10 protein-coding genes and 3 pseudogenes are annotated in these 19,062 nt (G+C 76.9%); all 13 read left to right on the top strand.

Annotated features, from left to right (window positions below; translation table 11 throughout):
* The first annotated feature begins 435 nt into the window (after positions 1–435).
* Positions 436–3,873 (top strand): non-ribosomal peptide synthetase, encoded by a 3,438-nt coding sequence (locus ABT023_RS25705; protein ID WP_350888959.1) that lies wholly within the window; start codon positions 436–438, stop codon positions 3,871–3,873.
* Positions 3,870–4,937 (top strand): TauD/TfdA family dioxygenase, encoded by a 1,068-nt coding sequence (locus ABT023_RS25710; protein WP_350888960.1) that lies wholly within the window; start codon positions 3,870–3,872, stop codon positions 4,935–4,937. Before ABT023_RS25705 ends, ABT023_RS25710 begins: the two co-directional genes overlap by 4 nt.
* Positions 4,934–5,953 (top strand): TauD/TfdA family dioxygenase, encoded by a 1,020-nt coding sequence (locus ABT023_RS25715; RefSeq protein WP_350888961.1) that lies wholly within the window; start codon positions 4,934–4,936, stop codon positions 5,951–5,953. The genes ABT023_RS25710 and ABT023_RS25715 overlap by 4 nt, the downstream gene beginning before the upstream one ends.
* A gap of 986 nt (positions 5,954–6,939) precedes the next feature.
* Complete coding sequence (locus ABT023_RS29190) at positions 6,940–7,641, top strand: AMP-binding protein (protein WP_502890762.1); 702 nt, start codon at positions 6,940–6,942, stop codon at positions 7,639–7,641.
* Positions 7,527–9,134: pseudogene (locus ABT023_RS29195) on the top strand (FkbM family methyltransferase); the annotation flags it as partial. The gene ABT023_RS29190 and the pseudogene ABT023_RS29195, both read left to right, overlap by 115 nt.
* Positions 9,135–9,308: 174 nt before the next feature.
* Positions 9,309–9,408: pseudogene (locus ABT023_RS29200) on the top strand (hypothetical protein); the annotation flags it as partial.
* A 65-nt stretch (positions 9,409–9,473) separates the two neighbouring features.
* Positions 9,474–11,288: pseudogene (locus tag ABT023_RS29205) on the top strand (condensation domain-containing protein); the annotation flags it as partial.
* On the top strand, positions 11,281–12,036 hold the full coding sequence (locus tag ABT023_RS25730) for a thioesterase II family protein (protein WP_350888963.1): 756 nt from the start codon (positions 11,281–11,283) through the stop codon (positions 12,034–12,036). The pseudogene ABT023_RS29205 and the gene ABT023_RS25730, both read left to right, overlap by 8 nt.
* Positions 12,033–12,734 (top strand): thioesterase II family protein, encoded by a 702-nt coding sequence (locus ABT023_RS25735; protein ID WP_350888964.1) that lies wholly within the window; start codon positions 12,033–12,035, stop codon positions 12,732–12,734. The genes ABT023_RS25730 and ABT023_RS25735 overlap by 4 nt, the downstream gene beginning before the upstream one ends.
* Entirely contained in the window at positions 12,731–13,597 is an 867-nt protein-coding gene (locus tag ABT023_RS25740; RefSeq protein WP_350888965.1) for an SDR family oxidoreductase, read from the top strand. Before ABT023_RS25735 ends, ABT023_RS25740 begins: the two co-directional genes overlap by 4 nt.
* Positions 13,594–16,374, top strand: coding sequence for an amino acid adenylation domain-containing protein (locus ABT023_RS25745; protein WP_350888966.1), 2,781 nt, complete (start codon positions 13,594–13,596; stop codon positions 16,372–16,374). Before ABT023_RS25740 ends, ABT023_RS25745 begins: the two co-directional genes overlap by 4 nt.
* Complete coding sequence (locus tag ABT023_RS25750; protein ID WP_350888967.1) at positions 16,371–18,206, top strand: condensation domain-containing protein; 1,836 nt, start codon at positions 16,371–16,373, stop codon at positions 18,204–18,206. Before ABT023_RS25745 ends, ABT023_RS25750 begins: the two co-directional genes overlap by 4 nt.
* Positions 18,207–18,222: 16 nt before the next feature.
* Positions 18,223–19,062 (top strand): condensation domain-containing protein (locus ABT023_RS25755; RefSeq protein WP_350888968.1); only part of this gene is annotated, 840 nt, incomplete at its 3' end.

Genomic DNA, 19,062 nt, shown 5'->3' on the forward strand with positions numbered 1-19,062 from the left:
CGGCATATCCGTCAAGTCGTATCCCTCCCCGCAGGTCGCCGCCCCGGGGGCGCCGCCGGCCCGAGTGATCACGGTCCCATGGCCGATGGCGTCTTCCTGACAGGAGCGGCCCCGGCGGAGGCGGGCCCAGACCCGCGCGGGCAGGCATCGGCGCTGGTAAACGCGTCGGGGGCGGACGTCGGCCCGAGTGCGCGGATCGACACCCCCGTTCCGGGTTTCGCCACCGTCGTCCCGTATTTCGGGAGGGCTCTTGGCAGTGCCGTCGATGCTCGTGGAACCTCTCACCGGAGAGCGATCAATTGATCGCTTTAAGTAGCAGAGCGTGAAGGCTCAAGGCGCTGACCTGCCGAAGGGTCATCCGAAGCACACGTACCGTCACGATCCTTGGGGGCGTTCGGTGTTTGGCTGCATGCGTACGACGAATCGCGGACGGGAGTGACCACCTCCGTCCGGTCCACCGGGCCGGTCCGCCGGTCCACCACCCCCCGCGCCTCCGGCAACCCGGTCATCGTCGACTGCCTGCACCGGATGGTCGAGTCCCAGGTGGAACGGACCCCCGACGCGGAGGCCGTGCGCCACGGCGACCGCTCGCTGACCTACCGTCAACTCGACGAGTCCGCCAACCGGCTCGCCCGGGCCCTGCTCGCCCGGGGCGTCACCGGGCAGGACCGGGTCGGCGTCTGCCTCACCCGCGACGTCGACCTGGTCGTCGCGCTGCTCGCCGTGCTGAAGGCCGGCGCGGCGTACGTGCCGCTCGACCCGGCGTACCCGCCGGCCCGGGTGGCGTTCATGACCGAGGACTCCGGTGCCCGGGTGGTGCTCACCCGCGCCGGCCTCGCCGACCGGTTCGGCGACGCGGCGCTGCCGCTGGACGACCTCGACCTCGCCGACCAGCCGGGCGACCGTCCCGACATCGGCGGTGCCCCGTCCGACCTGGCCTACGTGATCTACACGTCCGGCTCCACCGGCCGCCCCAAGGGCGTGGCCGTCGAGCACCGCTCCGCGTCGGTGCTGATGCACTGGATCCGGTCCGCCTTCGCCGACGAGGAACTCGGCGGCATGCTCGCCGCCACCAGCGTCTGCTTCGACCTGTCGATCTTCGAGATCTTCGGGCCGCTCTGCTGGGGCGGGCGGGTCGTGCTGGTCGACACCGTCCTCGCGCTCGCCGCGCCGGACGCCGCCCGGCTGCCGGTCACCCTGGTCAACACCGTCCCCTCGGCGATGAGCGAACTGCTCGCCGCCGACGCACTGCCGGCCGGCGTGCGCACCGTCTGCCTGGCCGGCGAGCCGCTGACCGCCGCCCTGGCCGCCCGGGTCCTGGCCCGCCCGGGGGTACGCCGGCTGCTCAACCTGTACGGCCCGTCCGAGGACACCACCTACTCGACCTGGGCGGAGGTCACCGCCGACGGGACGGCGCCGCCGATCGGCCGGCCGCTGCCGCACACCCGGACGTACGTGCTCGACACCGACGGCGTGCCCGTTCCGTCCGGCACCCCCGGCGAGCTGCACTTGGCCGGCGCCGGACTGGCCCGGGGCTACCTCGGCCGCCCCGAGGAGACCGCGGCCCGCTTCCTCGACGACCCGTTCCGCCCCGGCGACCGGATGTACCGCACCGGGGACCGGGTGCGGCTGCGCCCCGACGGGCAACTGGAGTTCCTCGGCCGCCTCGACGACCAGGTGAAGCTGCGCGGGCACCGGATCGAGCTGGGCGAGGTCGGCGCCGCCCTCGCCGCCCTGCCCGGCGTACGCGAGGCGGCCGCCGCGGTGCGCACCGGGCCGAGCGGCGACCCGGTGCTGGTCGGCTACCTGGTCGGGCGGCGCCGCGACGACGTGCCGACCCGGCTGCGCGAGCGGCTGCCCGCCCCCATGGTGCCGGCTGTGGTGGTCTGGCTGGACCGGATGCCCACCACGCCGAGCGGCAAGACCGACCGGGCGGCCCTGCCCGCGCCGGCCTGGACCGATCCCGACGCCGCTCCCGCCACGGCCGATCTCGACGCCGGTCCGGCCGGCGAGGTGGCCGCCGTGTGGCGCGACGTGCTCGGCGTGCCGGTCACCGGGCCGGACGCCGACTTCTTCGACCTTGGCGGCGACTCCCTGCTGGCGGTGCGGTGCGCGGCCCGGCTGACCGCCGCCACCGGCGTACCGGTGCCGCCGGCCGCGCTCTTCGACCACCCCACGGTGGCCGCCCTCGCCGCCCACCTCGCCACCCCTAGCCGTCCCGGTGACCCGGGGGACGGGCCGGCGACCGCCGGGGACGCGCCGAAGTCCACGGGGAACCGGCCGACGCGGGACGGGACGGCGACCGGTCCCGCCACGGCCAGCGGATCGGCTGCCGCCGGACGGTCCGCCGGCACCGGGGACGGGCCGGACGCCGGGCCGACGGGGGACGCGGACGCGCCGCTGTCGGCGGCGCAGCGCCGGCTGTGGTTCCTGCACCAACTCGACCCCACCGACACCTCGTACCTGGTGTCCTACGTGGTCGAGCTGCACGGGCCCGTGGACCGGGCGGCGCTGGCCCGGGCCCTGCGCCGGGTGGTCGCCCGGCACCCCGCGCTGCGCATGGTCTTTCCCGGCTCCGCGGCCGGCCCGGTCCAGCGGGTGCACGACGACCCGCAGGTGGAGCTGGTCATCGAGGCGCCCATGCCGGGGGTGCCGCTGTCCGAGCGGGTCGCCCGGATCGCCGCGACCAGCGCCCGCACCCCGATGGACCTGGCCGCCGGGCCGCTGCTGCGCGCCCACCTGGTCGGTGACGGGCGGCGGGGCTTCGCGCTGCTGCTGGTCGCCCACCACATCGTCTGCGACGACTGGTCGTTCAGCGTCCTCGTCCGCGACCTCGGCCGCTGCTACGACAGCGAGCGCGAGGCGGCCGTGCGGGTCACCCGGCCCCGGCCGCCGTGGGCCGCCCACCCCGCTCCCGGCCCGGCCGGTTTCGCGCTGGCGCAGCGGGACTGGCTGGCCGGTCCGGCCGGCCGCCTAGCCCTCGACGAGGTCGTCGCCGGGCTGCGCGGCGCGCCCACCCTGCTCGACCTCGCCGCCAGCCCGGCCACCCCCGACGCCGCGCGGCCGGCCGCCGGGCCGACCGAAAGCCCGACCGCGTGGCCGACCGAGGCCCAGACCGCGCGGCCGACCGTGGGCTCGACCGCAGGATCGGCCGAGGGCCCGACCGCGGGGCGGGGAGCCGGGGCCACGGACCGGCCCGACGGCGCCAGCCTGCGCGTCCCGGTCGACCCCGGCACCGCCGACGCCGTCCGGCGGCTCGCCCGGGCGCACCGGGCCAGCCTCTACATGGTCGGCCTGGCCGCCTTCGCCACCCTGCTCGGCGCGCGGACCGGGCGCACCGACCTGCTCGTCGGCACGGCCTTCGCCGGCCGGACCAGCGTGTCGGCCGAGGAGAGCATCGGCTGCTTCGTCAACACCATGCCGCTGCGGCTGCGTCCCGCGCCGGGCCGGTCCTTCGCCGACCTGCTCGCCGAGGCCCGCGACGCCGCCCTGTCCGCCGCCGCCCGCCAGGACGTGCCGTTCGACGCCGTGGTGGAGCGGCTGCGCCCGGCCCGCCACCCGCACCGCAGCCCTCTCGTCCAGGTCGCCTTCGGCGTGCAGAACGCCCCGGCGGCGACCTGGAAGGGCTCCTGGGGGCTGGACTTCGTCGGGGTGGAACTCGCGCCGGACGCCGCCCGGCTGGACCTGACCCTCTGGCTGGACGAGCGCCGGGGCGACCTGGAAGCGCTCTGGACCTACCGCACCGACCTGTTCGACGGCGGGCGCGTCACCGCGTGGCACCGCCGCTTCACCGAGGTGCTGCGCCGGGCGGCCACCGACCCGCAGCGCAGCCTCGCCGAGTGTGTCGATGACCCTTGGGGGAACGAGAGATGACTGAGCAGATCCGGGTGGCGCCGGTGATCCCGCGCCGCAACCGGGAACGAGCCGTGGTCGACGTGCGTCCCGACTGGCCCGGCGGGCCGTTGCCGGTCCTCGTCCAGGCCAACCTGCCCGACCTGGACCTGGCGACCTGGCTGGCCGGCAACCGGGCCACCGTCGACGAGCTGGCCCGGCGGCACGCCGCCGTCCTGTTCCGGGGCTTCGCCGTGGCCGACGCCGCCGACTTCCGCACCGCGATGGCCGCCCTCTCCGGCGACGTGCTCAGCTACGGCGAACGCTCCTCGCCGCGCAGCGAGGTGACCGAGGGCGTCTACACCTCCACCGAGCACCCCGCCGACCAGCCGATCGTGCTGCACAACGAACAGTCGTACACGCTGAACTGGCCGCTGCGGATCGTGTTCTTCTGCGAGACCGAGCCGGCCGCGGGCGGGCGTACCCCGCTGGCGGACAGCCGACGGGTGCTGGCCCGGCTGAGCCCGGCCACCGTCGCGGAGTTCGAACGCCGGGGTGGGGTCGGCTACCAGCGCAACTACCTGCCCGGGATCAGCCTGTCCTGGCAGACCGCGTTCCAGACCGACAGCCGCGCCGAGGTGGAGGCGTACTGCGCCCGGTCGGCGATCGAAGTGCAGTGGGTCGGCGACGAGCAGCTACGCACCCGGCAGGTCCGCCCGGCGGTGCGCGAGCACCCGGTCACCGGGGAGCGCACCTGGTTCAACCACGCGCTGTTCTTCCACGTCACCTCCCTGCCCGAGGAGGTGAGCGCCGGGCTGCGCCGGGCGCTCGCCGAGGAGGACCTGCCCTACCAGACCGCGTACGGCGACGGCACCCCGATAGGCGACGACGTGCTCGCCGAGCTGCGCGCCGCGTACGCGGCCGAGACCCGGTCGTTCCCCTGGCGGCGCGGGGACGTGCTGCTGGTGGAGAACATGCTCGCCGCGCACGCCCGGGAGCCGTTCACGCCGCCCCGGCGGATCCTCACCGCGATGTCCGACCCGTTCGCCGCCCCCGAGGCAGCGTCCGTTTCGGCGGGCCCGGTTACGACGGGGGACCGGTCGTGAGCGGGCCGGGACCGCGCCGTCGCGGCGCGACCTCCGCAGCCACCGCCCCGGTCACCCGCCGGGTGCTGGTCGACGACACGTTCGTGCTGCTGGTCGAGGCCACCGTGCCGGACCTCGACCTCGCCGGCTGGCTCGCCGGGCGTCACGACGAGCTGCTGCGCGACCTCGACTCGTACGGCGCGGTCTTCTTCCGCGGCTTCGAGGTGGGCAGCCCCGACGACTTCAGCCGCGCCGCCCGCGCCGTCACCCCGGACCTGCTCGGCTACCTGGAGCGGGCCGCCCCCCGCAACGAGGTCGCCGACCGGGTGTTCACCTCCACGGAGTTCAACGCCGAACAGTGGATCCCGCTGCACCACGAGATGTCGTACTCGCACAACTGGCCCACCCACCTGTACTTCTGGTGCGCCCAGCCGGCCACCGGCGACGGCGGGGCCACCCCGCTGGCCAGCGAGCGGGTGGTGACCCCACGGATCCCGGCGCAGGTGCGCGAGCGGTTCACCCGCGACGGCCTGTGCTACGTGCGCAACTACGGCCCGCACCTGGACCTGCCCTGGCAGGAGGCGTTCCAGACCACCGACCGGGCCGAGGTGGAGGCGTACTGCGCCGCGTCGGCGACCGAGTTCACCTGGCTCGGCGACGACGGGCTGCGCACCCGCGCCCGCCGGCAGGCCACCGCCACCCACCCGCGCACCGGCGAGACCGTGTGGTTCAACCACGCCCACCTGTTCCACTCCTCGAACCTGCCGGCCGAGGTCGCCGCCGCCCTGCTGCGCGAGTACGGGCCGGAGGGGTTGCCCCGCAACGCGTACCACGGCGACGGCAGCCCGATCGACGACGAGGTGGTCGCCGGCATCCGCGACCTGTACCGCGAGCACGCCGTCTCCGTCCCGTGGCAGCGCGGCGACGTGCTGGTGGTGGACAACTTCCTCGCCACCCACGGCCGGGAGCCCTTCTCCGGCGACCGGCAGATCCTGGTCGCCATGTCCGACCTCTACGTCAACCGGAGCGTGGTGTGAACGGTTACCGACTCTCCCCGGTCCAGCGGCTCGCCCACAGCGGCGCGCGGGAGCTGGTCCGGGCCCAGGTCCGCCTGGACCGGCCCCTGGACGCCGCGCGCCTGCAGGCCGCCGTGGACGCGGTGGTCGCCCGGCACGAGGCGCTGCGGCTGACCCTGGTGCACCACCCCGGCCTGCGGGTGCCGTTGCAGGACGTCGACGACGCCCGCTCGGTCACCGTCGGCGCAGCCGGCGAGTTGTCGGTGACCCTCACCGACGACACCCTGGAGCTGGCCGCCACCCCGCTGTTCGCCGACCCGGCGAGCCTGCGGTTGGTGTTGGCCGACCTGGCCGCCGCGTACGCCGGGCAGGGACTCGCCGACGACCCGGACGGGTTGCAGTTCCTCGACGTGTCCGAGTGGCAGCTCGGCGAGCGCCAGGAGGCGCAGCCGGCGGCGGCCCCCGCCGTGCCGGCCGCCCGGCTGGTCGCCCCGCACGGCGACGCCGACGACGGGCCGGCGGAGGCGGACGTGCCGCTCGGCCCGCTGGCCGCCGCCGCCGAGGCCGCCGGGGTGGGCGTGCCCAGCCTGCTGCTCGCCGCGTGGGCCCTGACCCTGTCCCGCCGGGCCGAGCCGCCCGCCGGGGCCGACGACGCCGAGCTGGTGCTCGCCCGGTGGACCGACGGCCGGCACGCCGACGGGACCGCCGCCGTGGTCGGGCCGCTGGGCGGCTACGCGCCGGTCCGGCTCGGCCTGCCCCTGCCGGCCGCGCCCAAGCAGCTCCTCGACGAGGTACGCGTCGCGGAGCGCCCGGCCGAGGAGGCGTTCCACCTGCTGGATCCGGTCGGCGTCGACTCCGACGCGGTGGCCGGCTTCGCCGCCGTGCCGGCCCTCGCCCCGTCGACCCTGGCCGGCCTCGGCGCCACCGCCGTGGACGTCGCCGTCCCGCCGCCGCCCGCCGGCCCGCACCTGACCGCCGTGTGCGGCCCGGACGCGGTGACCCTGCGGGTGACCGGCGGCCGGGCGCTGCGCGACGGGCTGCTCGCCGTCCTCGGCACGCTGCCCGGTGCGCTGACCGACGGCACCCCGCTGGCCCTGCTCGGCGCGGCCGAGGCGGGCTGGCTGGTCGAGGCCGCCGGCAGCGCGTCCGACGCGCCCACCCGCACCCTCGCGGAACTGCTCGACGACGGGCTCGCCGCCGCCGACCCGGACGCCGAGGCGGTGGTCGCCGCCGACGGGGCGTACACCTTCGGGGAGCTGCGCGAGCTGTCCGCCGGGGTCGCCGCCGGCCTGGTCGAGCGCGGCCTGCACGGCGGCCGGCGGGTCGGCGTGCTGGCCACCCGGTCCCGGGACACCGTCGTCGGGTTCCTCGGCGTGCTGCGGGCCGGCGCGGTGTACGTGCCGCTGGACCCGGCCGCCCCGGCGCAGCGGCTCGCCGCCCTGGTCCGCGCGGTCGACGCCGGCCTGGTGCTCGGCGACCGGGCCGTCGGGGACGTCCGGCCGTGGGCGTCGCCGAGCTGGCGGCCACCGCCGCCACCGCCGCGGTGCCCGCCCCCCGGCCGGCCGACCCGGCGTACGTCATCTTCACCTCCGGCTCCACGGGGGCCCCACGCCCGGTGCGGGTCTCGCACGGCGCCGCCGCCCATTTGGCGCACGCCCTGGAACGCACCGTGCACGCCGGCACCCCGGCCGGGTCGCGGGTCGCGGTGAACGCCCCGCTGACCTTCGACGCCTCGATCAAGCAGCTCATCCAGCTCGGCCACGGCCGAACCCTGTACCTGGTGCCGGAGGAGGCCCGCCGCGACGGCGCCGAGCTGGCCGCCGTGCTCGCCGCCAACGAGGTCGACGTGCTCGACCTGACCCCGTCGCAGCTTCGCATCCTGCTCGCCGCCGACGGGGTGGCCACGGGCCGGACCCGGCTGCCGGGGCTGCTGCTGCTCGGCGGCGAGGCGATCGCACCCGACCTGTGGGACGCCCTCGCCGGGCTGCCCGGGGTGCGCGCGGTCAACCTGTACGGCCCGACCGAGTGCACGGTGGACGCCACCGCCGCCGAGATCACCGCCGGGGTCGCGCCGACCATCGGCCGCCCGCTGCCCGGGGTGGGAACGTGGGTGCTCGACGGGCAGCTCCGCCCGGTGCCGCCCGGGGTGGCCGGCGAGCTGTGCCTCAGCGGCCCCCAGCTCGCCGACGGCTACCTCGGCGACCCGGAGACCACCACCCGCCGGTTCGTCACGGTGACCCTGCCGTCGGGACGCGCCGAGCGGGTCTACCGCACCGGCGACCGGGTGCGCTTCGACGCCGACGGGCGGCTGGCGTACCTGGGCCGGCTCGACGACCAGGTCAAGGTCAACGGCTTCCGGATCGAACCGGGGGAGGTCGCCGCCGCCCTGCGCCAGCACCCGGGGGTCGCCGACGCCGCCGTGGTGGCCCGCGACGACGACGGGCACGGCGCCCGGCTGGTCGGCTACGTCACCCCGGCCGAGGCGGGCGCGACGGTCGACGTGGACCGGGTCGTCGGGATCAACCCGCACGAGACCCGCTACCTGTACGACGAGATCTTCGTCCAGCAGGTCTACCTGCGCGACGGGGTGGTGCTGCGCCAGGGCGCCACGATCTTCGACGTCGGCGCGAACATCGGCATGTTCTCCCTGTTCGCGCACGCCGTCTGCCCGGACGCCACCATCCACGCGTTCGAGCCGGTGCCGTCGGTGGCCGACGCGCTGCGCCGCAACGTGGCCGCCTTCGGCGTCCCGGCCACCGTGCACCCGTACGGGCTCGCCGCCGGCCCCGGGCAGGTGAGCTTCACCTACTATCCCGGCTACGCCATGATGTCCGGCCACGCCGAGTACGCCGACCCGGACGCCGAGCGGGCCGTCATCAAGCGGTTCCTGACCAACGAGCGGGACCGGGGTGAGGCCGGCCGGGACGCCCTGCTCGACCGGGTCGACGAGCTGCTCCAGGAGCGGTTCGCCGGTGACACGCTGACCGTGGACGTCCGGCCGCTGTCCGACGTGATCGACGAGGTGGCCCCCGGGCGCATCGACCTGCTGAAGATCGACGTGCAGCGGGCCGAGGCGGACGTGCTCGCCGGCCTGCACGAGCGGCACTGGCCGCTGGTCGACCAGGTCGCGATGGAGGTGCACGACGGCGTCGGCACCGCCACCGAGGGTCGCCTCGACGAGCTGATCGCCTTCTTCGAGGAGCGCGGCTTCGACGTGGTCACCCGCCAGGACGACCTGCTCGTCGGCACCGACCGGTACACCCTGCACGCCGTGCGTCCCGAGTACGCCGACGATCCCCGCCCGGTGGTCACCGCCCCCGAACCGGCCGGCGGCGAGCCGCTGGCGGACCGGCTCGCCGGATGGCTGGCCGACCGGCTGCCGGCGCACCTGGTCCCGGCCGCCGTGGTGGTCCTCGACGCGCTGCCGCTGACCCGCAACGGCAAGCTCGACCGGGCCGCCCTGCCGGCCCCCGAGCTGGGCCGCCGGCCCGCCGGCCCGCAGGTGGCCCCCGCCAACCGCGCCGAGGAGATCCTCGTCGAGGCGTGGCGGGAGGTGCTCGGCGTGCCGACGGTCGGGGTGACCGAGAGCTTCTTCGCCCTCGGTGGCGACTCGATCCGCAGCATCCAGATGCAGGTCGCGGCCAACCGGCGGGGCCTGTCGTTCCGGCTGCGGGACATCTTCGTCCACCAGTCGATCCGGGAGCTGGTCGAGCACGGCGAGATCAGCCTCGCCGACCCGGACGCCGGTACGGGCGCCGCCGCCGGCCGGCCGGCTGCCGAGACTCCCGACGCCGAGGCGTTCGCGCTGCTGGCCGCCGCCGACCGGGACCGGCTGCCGGCCGGGGTGGTCGACGCGTACCCGATGACGGCGCTGCAACAGGGCATGCTCTACCACTGCGAGCTGACCGGCGACCCGGCGACGTACCACAACGTCACCGCGCACCGGGTCGACGCGCCGCTCGACGCCGACGCGCTGCGGGCCGCGTTCGCCGCCCTGGTGGCCGCGCACCCGGTGCTGCGCACCGGCTTCGCCCCCGACGGGTACGCCGAGCCGCTGCAACTGGTGCACGCCGACGTGCCGGTCGAGGTGCCGGTGCACGACCTGGCCGGGGCCGACGAGGAGACCCGGCGGGCCCGGATCGACGACCTGGTCGAGGCCGAGCGGACCCGACCGTTCGACGTCGCCCGCCCGCCGCTGGTCCGGCTGTACGCCCTCGACGAGGGCGCGGACGGGTTCACCCTGGTCGTCGCCGAGCACCACGCCGTCCTCGACGGCTGGAGCCTGGAGGCGTTCGTCCGCGCTCTGCTGGCCGACCACGACCGACGCCGCGCCGGCCGGTCCGCGCCGGTCCCGGCGACGTTGCCGTTCCGTGCCTATGTCGCCGCCGAGCGGGCCGCCCTCGCCGACCCGGCCGCCCGCCGGTTCTGGCTGGACGGCGCCGGGGCGGCGCCGCCGCTGCTGCTCGGCGGGCCGGCACCCCGGATCACCGTCACCCGGCGGGTGCCGCTGGAGCCGGCCGTCACCGACCGGGTCACCGGGGCCGCCCGCGCGGCCGGGGTGCCGGTGAAGGCGTACCTGCTGGCGGTGCACCTGCGGGCGCTCGGCGAGACGACCGGCCGGGACGAGGTGGTCTCCGGCCTGGTGGTCGGCGGCCGGCCCGAGGGCGAGGGCAGCGACGCCACCCTCGGGCTGTTCCTCAACACCCTGCCGGTCACCGCGACCCTGCGCGACCGGCCGCTGGCCGAGCTGGCCGGCGACGCGTGGCACGTCGAGCGGTCCCTGATGGGCCACCACCGGTTCCCGCTCGCCGAGATCGTCCGGGCCGGCGGCACCGGCCCCCGCTTCGACAGCTTCTTCAACTACACCCACTTCCACGCCGCCACCGACGCCGCCGGCCCCCGGATCGTGGCCAGCCGGGGGATCACCGTCGACGTCGCGTTCAGCCTCGCCGTCGACGTCGAGGTGGCCCCGGACACCGGCCGGCTCGCCCTCACCCTCCAGTACGACGGCCGGCGCTTCGACGACGACTGGGCCGACCGGCTCGCCGGGACGTTCACCCGGCTGCTGGCCGCGGACCCGACCGCGCCGCTGCCGCCGGTCGGGTCGGCCGAGGCGGTGCCCACCGACGCCCGGTCCCGGTGGTCCGCCCGCGTCGCCGGGCTGTGGCGGGAGGTCGTCGGGGTGGCGCCGCGCTCCGAGGACACCGGGTTCGTCGCCGCCGGTGGGGACTCGCTGCGCGCCCTGCGGCTGGTCGCCGGGCTGCGGCAGCGCTACGGCAGCGACCTGACCCTGGCCGAGTTCGTCGCCCTGGACGACTTCGGGGCGCTCGTCGACCGGGTGGCCCGGCATGGCTGAGCACACGCCCTGGCTGGTGGTCCGCGCGCCGGTGCCCCGCCCCGCGCTGCGGCTGTTCTGCCTGCCGTACGCGGGCGGCAACGCGGGGGCGTTCGAGACCTGGCGGACCGGGCTGCCCCGGTCCGTCGAGGTCAACGCCGTGCAGTACCCGGGTCGTCGGGAACGGGCCGACGAGCCGGCGCCCCGCCGGATGACCCCGCTGGTGCAGGCTCTGGAGGCGGCCCTCGCCCCCCACCTGGACCGCCCGTACGCGGTCTACGGCGACTGCCTCGGCGCGTACGTGGCGTTCGAGCTGGTCCGGCGGCTGGTCCGGCGTGGTCACCGCCCCGCCGACCTGCTGGTGGTCTCCTCGGCGGTGCCCCCGCACCGGGCCGGCGTCGAGCCGGACTGGTCCGCCGTGGACGACGCCGCGTTCCTCGCCGAGCTGGTGGCGTTGGGCACCATGCCACCGGCGGTCGCCGGGCACCCGGAACTGGCCGCGGCGGCGCTGCCGGCAGCCCGCGCCGACTTCGAGCTGGGCCGCAGCTACCGCCTGCGCGACCCGGATCCGGTGGGCGTCCCGGTCACCGCGATCGTCGGCGACGCCGACCCGCACGTGCCCGCGACGCAGGCGGCGGCCTGGGCCGACCTGACCACCGCCGGATGCACCACGTTGACCGTTCCCGGCGGGCACGACCTGCTCGCCCGGGCCGATGCCGGGCTGCTGCGCGCCGTCCGGTCCGCCCTCGTCGGCAAGGAGTCGTCTTGACCCGCACGACACTGCTCTGCTTCCCGTACGCCGGCGCGGGCGCGTCGGTGTACCAACCGTGGCGCCGCCTCGCCCCGCCCGAGCTGGAGGTCGCCCCGGTGTCGCTGCCGGGGCGGGAGAAGCGGTTCGTCGAGGAGCCCTACCGCCGGATGGAGCAGGCCGTCGACGGGCTGCTCGACGAGGTGCTGGAACTGGTCGCCGGAGCGGACCGGGTGGCCCTGTTCGGGCACAGCATGGGCGCGGTCCTGGCGTACGAGATGACCCGCCGGCTGACCGGTACGGCCGGGGTGACCGTGGCGCACCTGTTCGTCAGCGGCTCGCCCGACCCCTGGTCGGGCCGGGACCGCACCGCCGCCGACCTGCCCGACGACGAGTTCGTCGCCCGGGTGGAGGAGTTCGCCGGCTACACCCACCCGGCCCTGGAGGACCCGGACATGCGGGAGCTGCTGCTGCCCGGGCTGCGCGCCGACGTGGAGCTGCACGAGACGTACCGGCCGCCGTCCGACAAGCGGATCGAGGTGCCGGTGACCGCGCTGCGCGGCGAGGACGACTCCCTCGTCCCGGACGCCGCGCTGACCGGCTGGGAGCGGGTCACCTCGGCCGGGTTCGCCGCGCAGCGGTTGCCCGGCGGCCACATGTACCTGGCCGACTCCCCGGCGGCCCTGCTCGACCTGGTCCGGCGGGAGCTGGCGGGATGACCGACGCGCCGACCCGGCCCGCTCCGGTGGTCACCGGCGACCGGCTGGCCGGCAAGACCGCCATCGTCACCGGCGCGGCCCGAGGGCTGGGCCGCTCCTGCGCGGTCGCGTTCGCCGCCCAGGGCGCGGACGTGGTCCTCGTCGACCTGGCCGCCGACCTGCCCGGGGTGCCGTACCCGCTCGGGTCGGCCAGTCAGCTCGCGCACACCGCCGACCTGTGCGCCGGGTACGGGGTGGCCGCGTACCCGGTGCGGACCGACGTGCGGGACTCCGCCGCCGTGCGGGCCGCCGTCGCGCTGTGCCTGGACCGGTTCGGCCGGGTCGACGTGCTGGTCAACAACGCCGGCATCGCCGCGCCGTCGGGCAAGCCGACCCACGAGATCACCGAGGCCGAGTGGCAGCTCATGCTGGACGTCGACCTGTCCGGGCCGTGGCGGATGATCAGCGCGGTCGGCGAGGTGATGTGCCGGCAGCGCGCCGGCAGCATCGTCAACGTCGCCTCCACCGCCGGCCTGGTCGGCTACCGGCACTTCGCCGGCTACGTCGCCGCCAAGCACGGCCTGGTCGGGCTGACCCGCGCCGCCGCGCTCGACTACGCCCCGCTGAAGGTGCGGGTCAACGCGCTGTGCCCCGGCTCGGTCCGCGACGACCCGCACGTGGAGGGCCGGATGCTCGCCGAGATCGCCCGGTCGCTGGAGGTCCCGGTCGCCGAGCACGAGGAGACCTTCGTACAGGCCCAGCCGATGAACGCGCTGATCGAGCCCGGGTCGGTGGCGCAGGCCGCCCTCTGGCTCGCCTCCGACGAGTCGGCGCAGGTCACCGGCACCGTCATCACCGTCGACGGGGGGTTCACCACCCGATGAGCGCCCAGCACAGTGCACAGCACCCGGACCCGGCGCGGCTGTGCCACGCGGCGGCCGCCCGGCTGGCCGCCGACGCCGACCCCGACCGGCTGGCCGACCGGTTCGCCACCGTCTCCCGGCGGCACCGGCTGGCCGCGGGGCGGCTGTGGATCGAGCGGGTCCCGGCGGGGCTCGCCCTGACCCGCCGGGACGCCGAGCTGGCCCGGCCCCTGCCGGCCGGCGGGCCCGACCTGCGGGCGGTGCTGCTGCGTCACGACGACGGCACCGACCTGGTGCTGGTCGCCCGCCGGCACGCCATCGGCCGGCACCGCCTCGGCACCCTGCTCACCGAACTCACCGCCCTCACCGATCCCGCCCTCACCGACTCCGCCCCCACCGATCCCGCCCACACCAGCGCCGCTGACTCGCCGGCCGTTGAGCTGTCGTCCGGCGACGACGCGGGCGACGCCGGGTGGCTGCGCGGCGACCCCGGCGTGGACCGGACCGCCGTGCACACCGTCGCCGTGCCGACCGGCACCGACCTGAGCGCCCTGGTCGCCGCCGTCGGCGCGGTGCTGGCCCGGTACCGGGGGGTGCGTCGGCCCCGGGTCGGCGCGGTCGTCGGCGAACGGCTGACCGTCGTCGCGGTGCCGGTGGACGGCGGCGCCCGCGACCTGCTCGCCACGGCGGGGCCCGGGTCGCCCTGGCCGGCCCCCGGGACCCCGGCGCAGGCCGGGCTGCTCGACGTCGAGGTGGGCGCGCTCGACGCGGACAGCACCGCCGACACGTACCGGCCCTGCCTGGCGCCGGTGTGGCCGCTCACCCTGGCCCTGGCCGGCAGCACCCTCACCTGCCACCACCGCACGGCCGGGTGGGCGGCCGACCTGGTCGAGGCGTTCGCCCGCCAGGTCGTCCGGGTCCTCGGGCAGGTGGTCGCCGACCCGGACCGCACGCTGGACGACTGCGACCCGCTCGGGGACGCCGACCGGGCCGCGATCGTCGCCCTGGGCCGGGGCCCCGGCGAACTGCCCGCCCCGAAGGACACCATCCACGACCGGATCGCCCGGCACGCCGCGACCCACCCGGACGCGCCGGCCGTCTCCTGCGCCGGCGAGCGGCTGACGTACGGCGAGCTGGACGACCGCGCGCGCCGGGTGGCCCGCGCCCTCGCGGCGCGCGGGGTCGCCCCCGGCGACCGGGTCGGGGTCTGCCTGGACCGCTCCGTCGACCTGGTCGCGGTGCTGCTCGGCGTGCTCCGCGCCGGGGCCGCGTACGTGCCGGTCGACCCGGCCTACCCGGTCGACCGGATCCGCTACACCGTCGAGGACTCCACCGTCGCCCTGCTGGTCGGCGCCGGGGGCGTCGACGCCGCCGACCTGACCGGCGCCGGGCCGCCCGCCGACCGGCTCGGCGCCGGGCCGTCCGCCGAGGGGTCCGGCCCGGCGGAGCCGCACGTCGGCGGACCGGACGACCCGGCGTACGTCATCTACACCTCCGGCTCCACCGGACGGCCCAAGGGCGTGCGGGTCCCGCACCGCAACGTCCTGGCCCTGGTCGACGCCACCGCCGCCGACTTCGGGCTCGGCCCGCACGACACCTGGACCATGTTCCACTCCAGCGCCTTCGACTTCTCCGTCTGGGAGATCTGGGGCTGCCTGCTCACCGGCGGGCACCTGGTCGTCGTCCCGCACCTGGTGGTGCGCTCCCCGGGCGAGTTCCACGCCCTGCTCGCCGCCGAGCGGGTGACCGTGCTCAACCAGACCCCGTCGGCGTTCGCGCAGCTGCTCGACGTGGACCGGCGGGCCGCCGACCCGCTCGCCGTGCGGCTGGTCGTCTTCGGCGGCGAGCCGCTCGACGCCCGGATGCTCACCGGCTGGTACGACCGCCACCCGGAGCCCGACTGCCGGGTGGTGAACATGTTCGGCATCACCGAGACCACCGTGCACGTCACCGCGCAGACCCTCGACCGAGGGCTGGCCCTGGCCGGCAGCCGATCGGTGGGCCGGGCCCTGCCCGGCTGGCGGGTGTACGTGCTCGACCCGGTCGGCCGGCTGCTGCCCCCGGGCGCGGCGGGAGAGATCCACGTGGGCGGGGCCGGGGTGGCCGACGGCTACCTGCACCGCCCCGAGCTGACCGCCGAGCGGTTCCGGCCCGACCCGTTCTCCGGCGGGCGGATGTACCGCAGCGGCGACCGGGGCCGGCTGCTGCCCGACGGCCGGCTGGAACACCTCGGCCGCCTCGACAACCAGGTGAAGGTGCGCGGCTACCGCATCGAGCTGGACGAGATCCGCCAGGTGCTGCTGGACGATCCGGCGGCGTTCGCCGTGGCGGTGGTGGTCGAGACCGGCGCGGAGGCCGCCGACACCCGGCTGCACGCGTACGTGGTGCTCGCCGACGCCGCCGGGTCGGTGGCCGAGCTGCGCCGCCGGGCGGCCCGGCTGCTGCCCGACTACATGGTCCCGGCGACGATCACCGCGCTGCCCGCGCTGCCGCTGACCGCCAACGGCAAGCTCGACGCGGCCCGGCTGCCCGCCCCCGCCACCGCCACCGCCGCCCCGGCCTCCGCGCCGGCCGACGACGCGGGGCTGGACGAGCGGATCCGGGCGATCTGGCAGCGGGTCCTCGGTGCCGAGGTGGGGCCGGAGGACAACTTCTTCGACCTGGGCGGCAACTCGCTGCTGGCCCTGCGGTTGCTCAGAGAACTGCGCGACCAGGGCCTGGCCGACCTCACCCCCCGCCACCTCTACCTGCACCAGACCGTGCGCGGGCTGGCCGAGGCGATCGGAGCGGCCCGATGATCCCCGACGTGGACACCCTCGCCCGGCTCTGGCCGCAGGTCGGCCAGGTGGCCGTCAAGGACGGCTGCGTGTACGTCGTCGCCGAGGACTACCTCGACCCGCTGGTGCTGCGCGGCCAGCTCGCCGCCGAGCTGACCGACGCGGAGCTGCCCCGCCACGTCGTCCAGGTCGACTCGCTCGACCCGGCCGACCTGGTCGCCCCCGACGACCGGTACGGGGCGTACCTGCCGCCCCGGGACGACACCGAGCGGGTGCTGGTGCGCGTCTGGGAGCGGGTGCTCGGGGTGCCGAAGCTCGGCGTCCTCGACGACTTCTACGCCGCGGGCGGGGACTCCCTGGCCGCCGCCGGGCTGGCGGTGGAGGCCCAGCGGGCGTTCGGGGTGGCGGTGTCGCTGGCCGCCGTGCTGCGTCACCCGACCGTGGCCGCCCTCGCCGACGAGATCCGCCGGTCCCGGGCCGCCGCGCCGCTGCCCCCGGCCGCCGCCGGGGTGGCGCATCCGCTGTCGCCGCAGCAGCGCCGGGTGTACCTGGCCCAGTCCCGCGACCCGGCGTCGGTGGCCTACCACCTGCCGCTGGTGCTGCCGCTGCCGGTCGACGTGGACGCCGGCCGGCTGGCCGGCGCGTTCCGGCACGTCATCGCCCGGCACGACGTCCTGCGCACCGCGTTCGGCACCGAGGCGGGCCGGCCGGCACAGCGGGTGCTGGCGGGGGTGACGTTCGAGCTGCCCGAGGTGGCCGCCCCCGCCGACGCCCCGGTGCCGGTCAGCCCGTTCGACCTGGCCGCCCCGCCGCTGCTGCGCGCCGAGCTGCGGCGTACCCCGGCCGGGCCGGAGCTGGCCCTGGAGCTGCACCACATCGTCACCGACGGGCTCTCCCTGGCCCTGCTGCTGCGCGAGGTCGACGCCCGCTACGCCGGCCGGGACCTGCCGCCCGTCCCCGCCCAGTACGCCGACTACGCGGCCTGGGTCGACGGGCGCGAGCCGCCGGGGCGCGACTGGTGGCTGACCCGGTTCGCCGACCCGCCCGCCCCGCCCCGGCTGCCCACCGACGCCGACCGGCCGGCGGGCGACGGGCCGGCGCCGACCGCCGGCAGCGGGGTCGTCGAGTTCACTGTGGACGCCGCCCGCACCGCCGCGCTGCGCGCCCTGGCCCGCCGCGAGGGGGTGACCCTGTTCCAACTGCTGCTCGCCGTCTACGCGACCTTCCTCGCGACGGCCACCGACGGCGCGGGCTCCGGCGGCGCGGGCTCCGACAGTGCGGCCACCGACGGCGCGGACGTCACCGTCGGCACCCCGGTCGCCGGGCGGGGCGCGCCGGGCCTGGACGCCGCGATGGGCATGTTCGTCAACACCGTCTGCCTGCGCCACCGGGTCCGCACCGACACGCCGTTCCGGGTGCTGCTCGACGAGGTGGCCCGGGACGTGGTGGACGCCTTCGCCCACCAGGACTTCCCGTTCGACAGCCTGGTCGAGGCGGTGCTCCCGGTCCGCGACCCGCACCGGCACCCGCTGTTCGACACCCTCTTCGCGATGCAGCACGACGAGGTGGCCCGGGTCGACTTCCTCGGCCGGCCGGTGGAACTGGCCATCGCCCCCACCGGGCAGGCCATGTTCGACCTGGACATGCAGGTCTACGAGCGGGCCGACTCGCTGCGCGTGCACTGGGCGTACCACGCCGGGCTGTTCCTGCCGGCGACGGTGCGCGCCTTCGCCGACCTGTACCTGGAACTCCTCGACGCCGTGCTGGCCGACCCGGGCCGACCGGTCGGCGCGCTGACCGGCGCGCGGGCCGCCGTCGACCCGGCAGCCTCCACCATCGACATCGACCTGTGAGCCGGAGAGCGAGATCATGCAGTCTCTGATGACCCGGGGCCAGCTCCGGATCGCCGCGGCGCGGCGGCCCGACCACGCCCGGCACTGGCGCGACACGCTCGCCGTCGGCGCGGACCGGGTCGGCTTCCCCGCCGACCGCACCCCCGCCCCCGGCGCGCCGGCGCACCCGCAGGCCGTCACCGTGCCCCTCGGGGCCGCGCTGGCCGACCGGCTCGCCGCCGCCAGCCGGGGCGCCGAACCCGCCCGGTACGTGCTGGTGGCCGCCGCCGTGGCGGCGCTGCTGCGCCGCTGGACGGGCGCGTCGGCGCTGCTGGTCGGCCGCCCGGCCGACGGCGACGCGCTGGCCGGCCTGCTGCCCCTGCCGGTGGCCTGTGGCCCCGACGTCAGCTACCGGGACCTGGTCGGGCAGCTCCGCGCCGCACTGCCCGAGGCGCAGCGGTACGCCGACTACCCGGTCGAGCTGCTCGCCGAGGACCTCGCCCCGCACGCCGAGGCCGACCGGCACCCGTTCCTCGACGTCGCCGTGCACACCACCGACGCCGCCCCCGACCCCCGAATCGGCATCACCGTGGCGGTCACGGCCGCCGAGCTGACCGTGCACCACGACGCCGCCCGCCACGACCGGGCCACCGCCGACCGGATCGCCGGGCACCTGCTGCTCCTGCTGACCGCCGCGCTCGCCGCCCCGGACGCCCCGGTCGACGACGTCGCCCTGGTCACCCCCGCCGACCGGGCGGTGTTCGACGCGATGAACGACACCGCCGTGGAACCCGGCGACGCCCTGCGCCCCGACGCCTGGGTGGGCCGCCGGGCCCGCGCCGGCCGCCCGCACGGTCGCGGCGAGTGCGGCCACCCG

The organism is Micromonospora sp. NPDC002296, assembly GCF_040296145.1.
In the GTDB taxonomy this organism is placed as follows: Bacteria; Actinomycetota; Actinomycetes; order Mycobacteriales; family Micromonosporaceae; genus Micromonospora.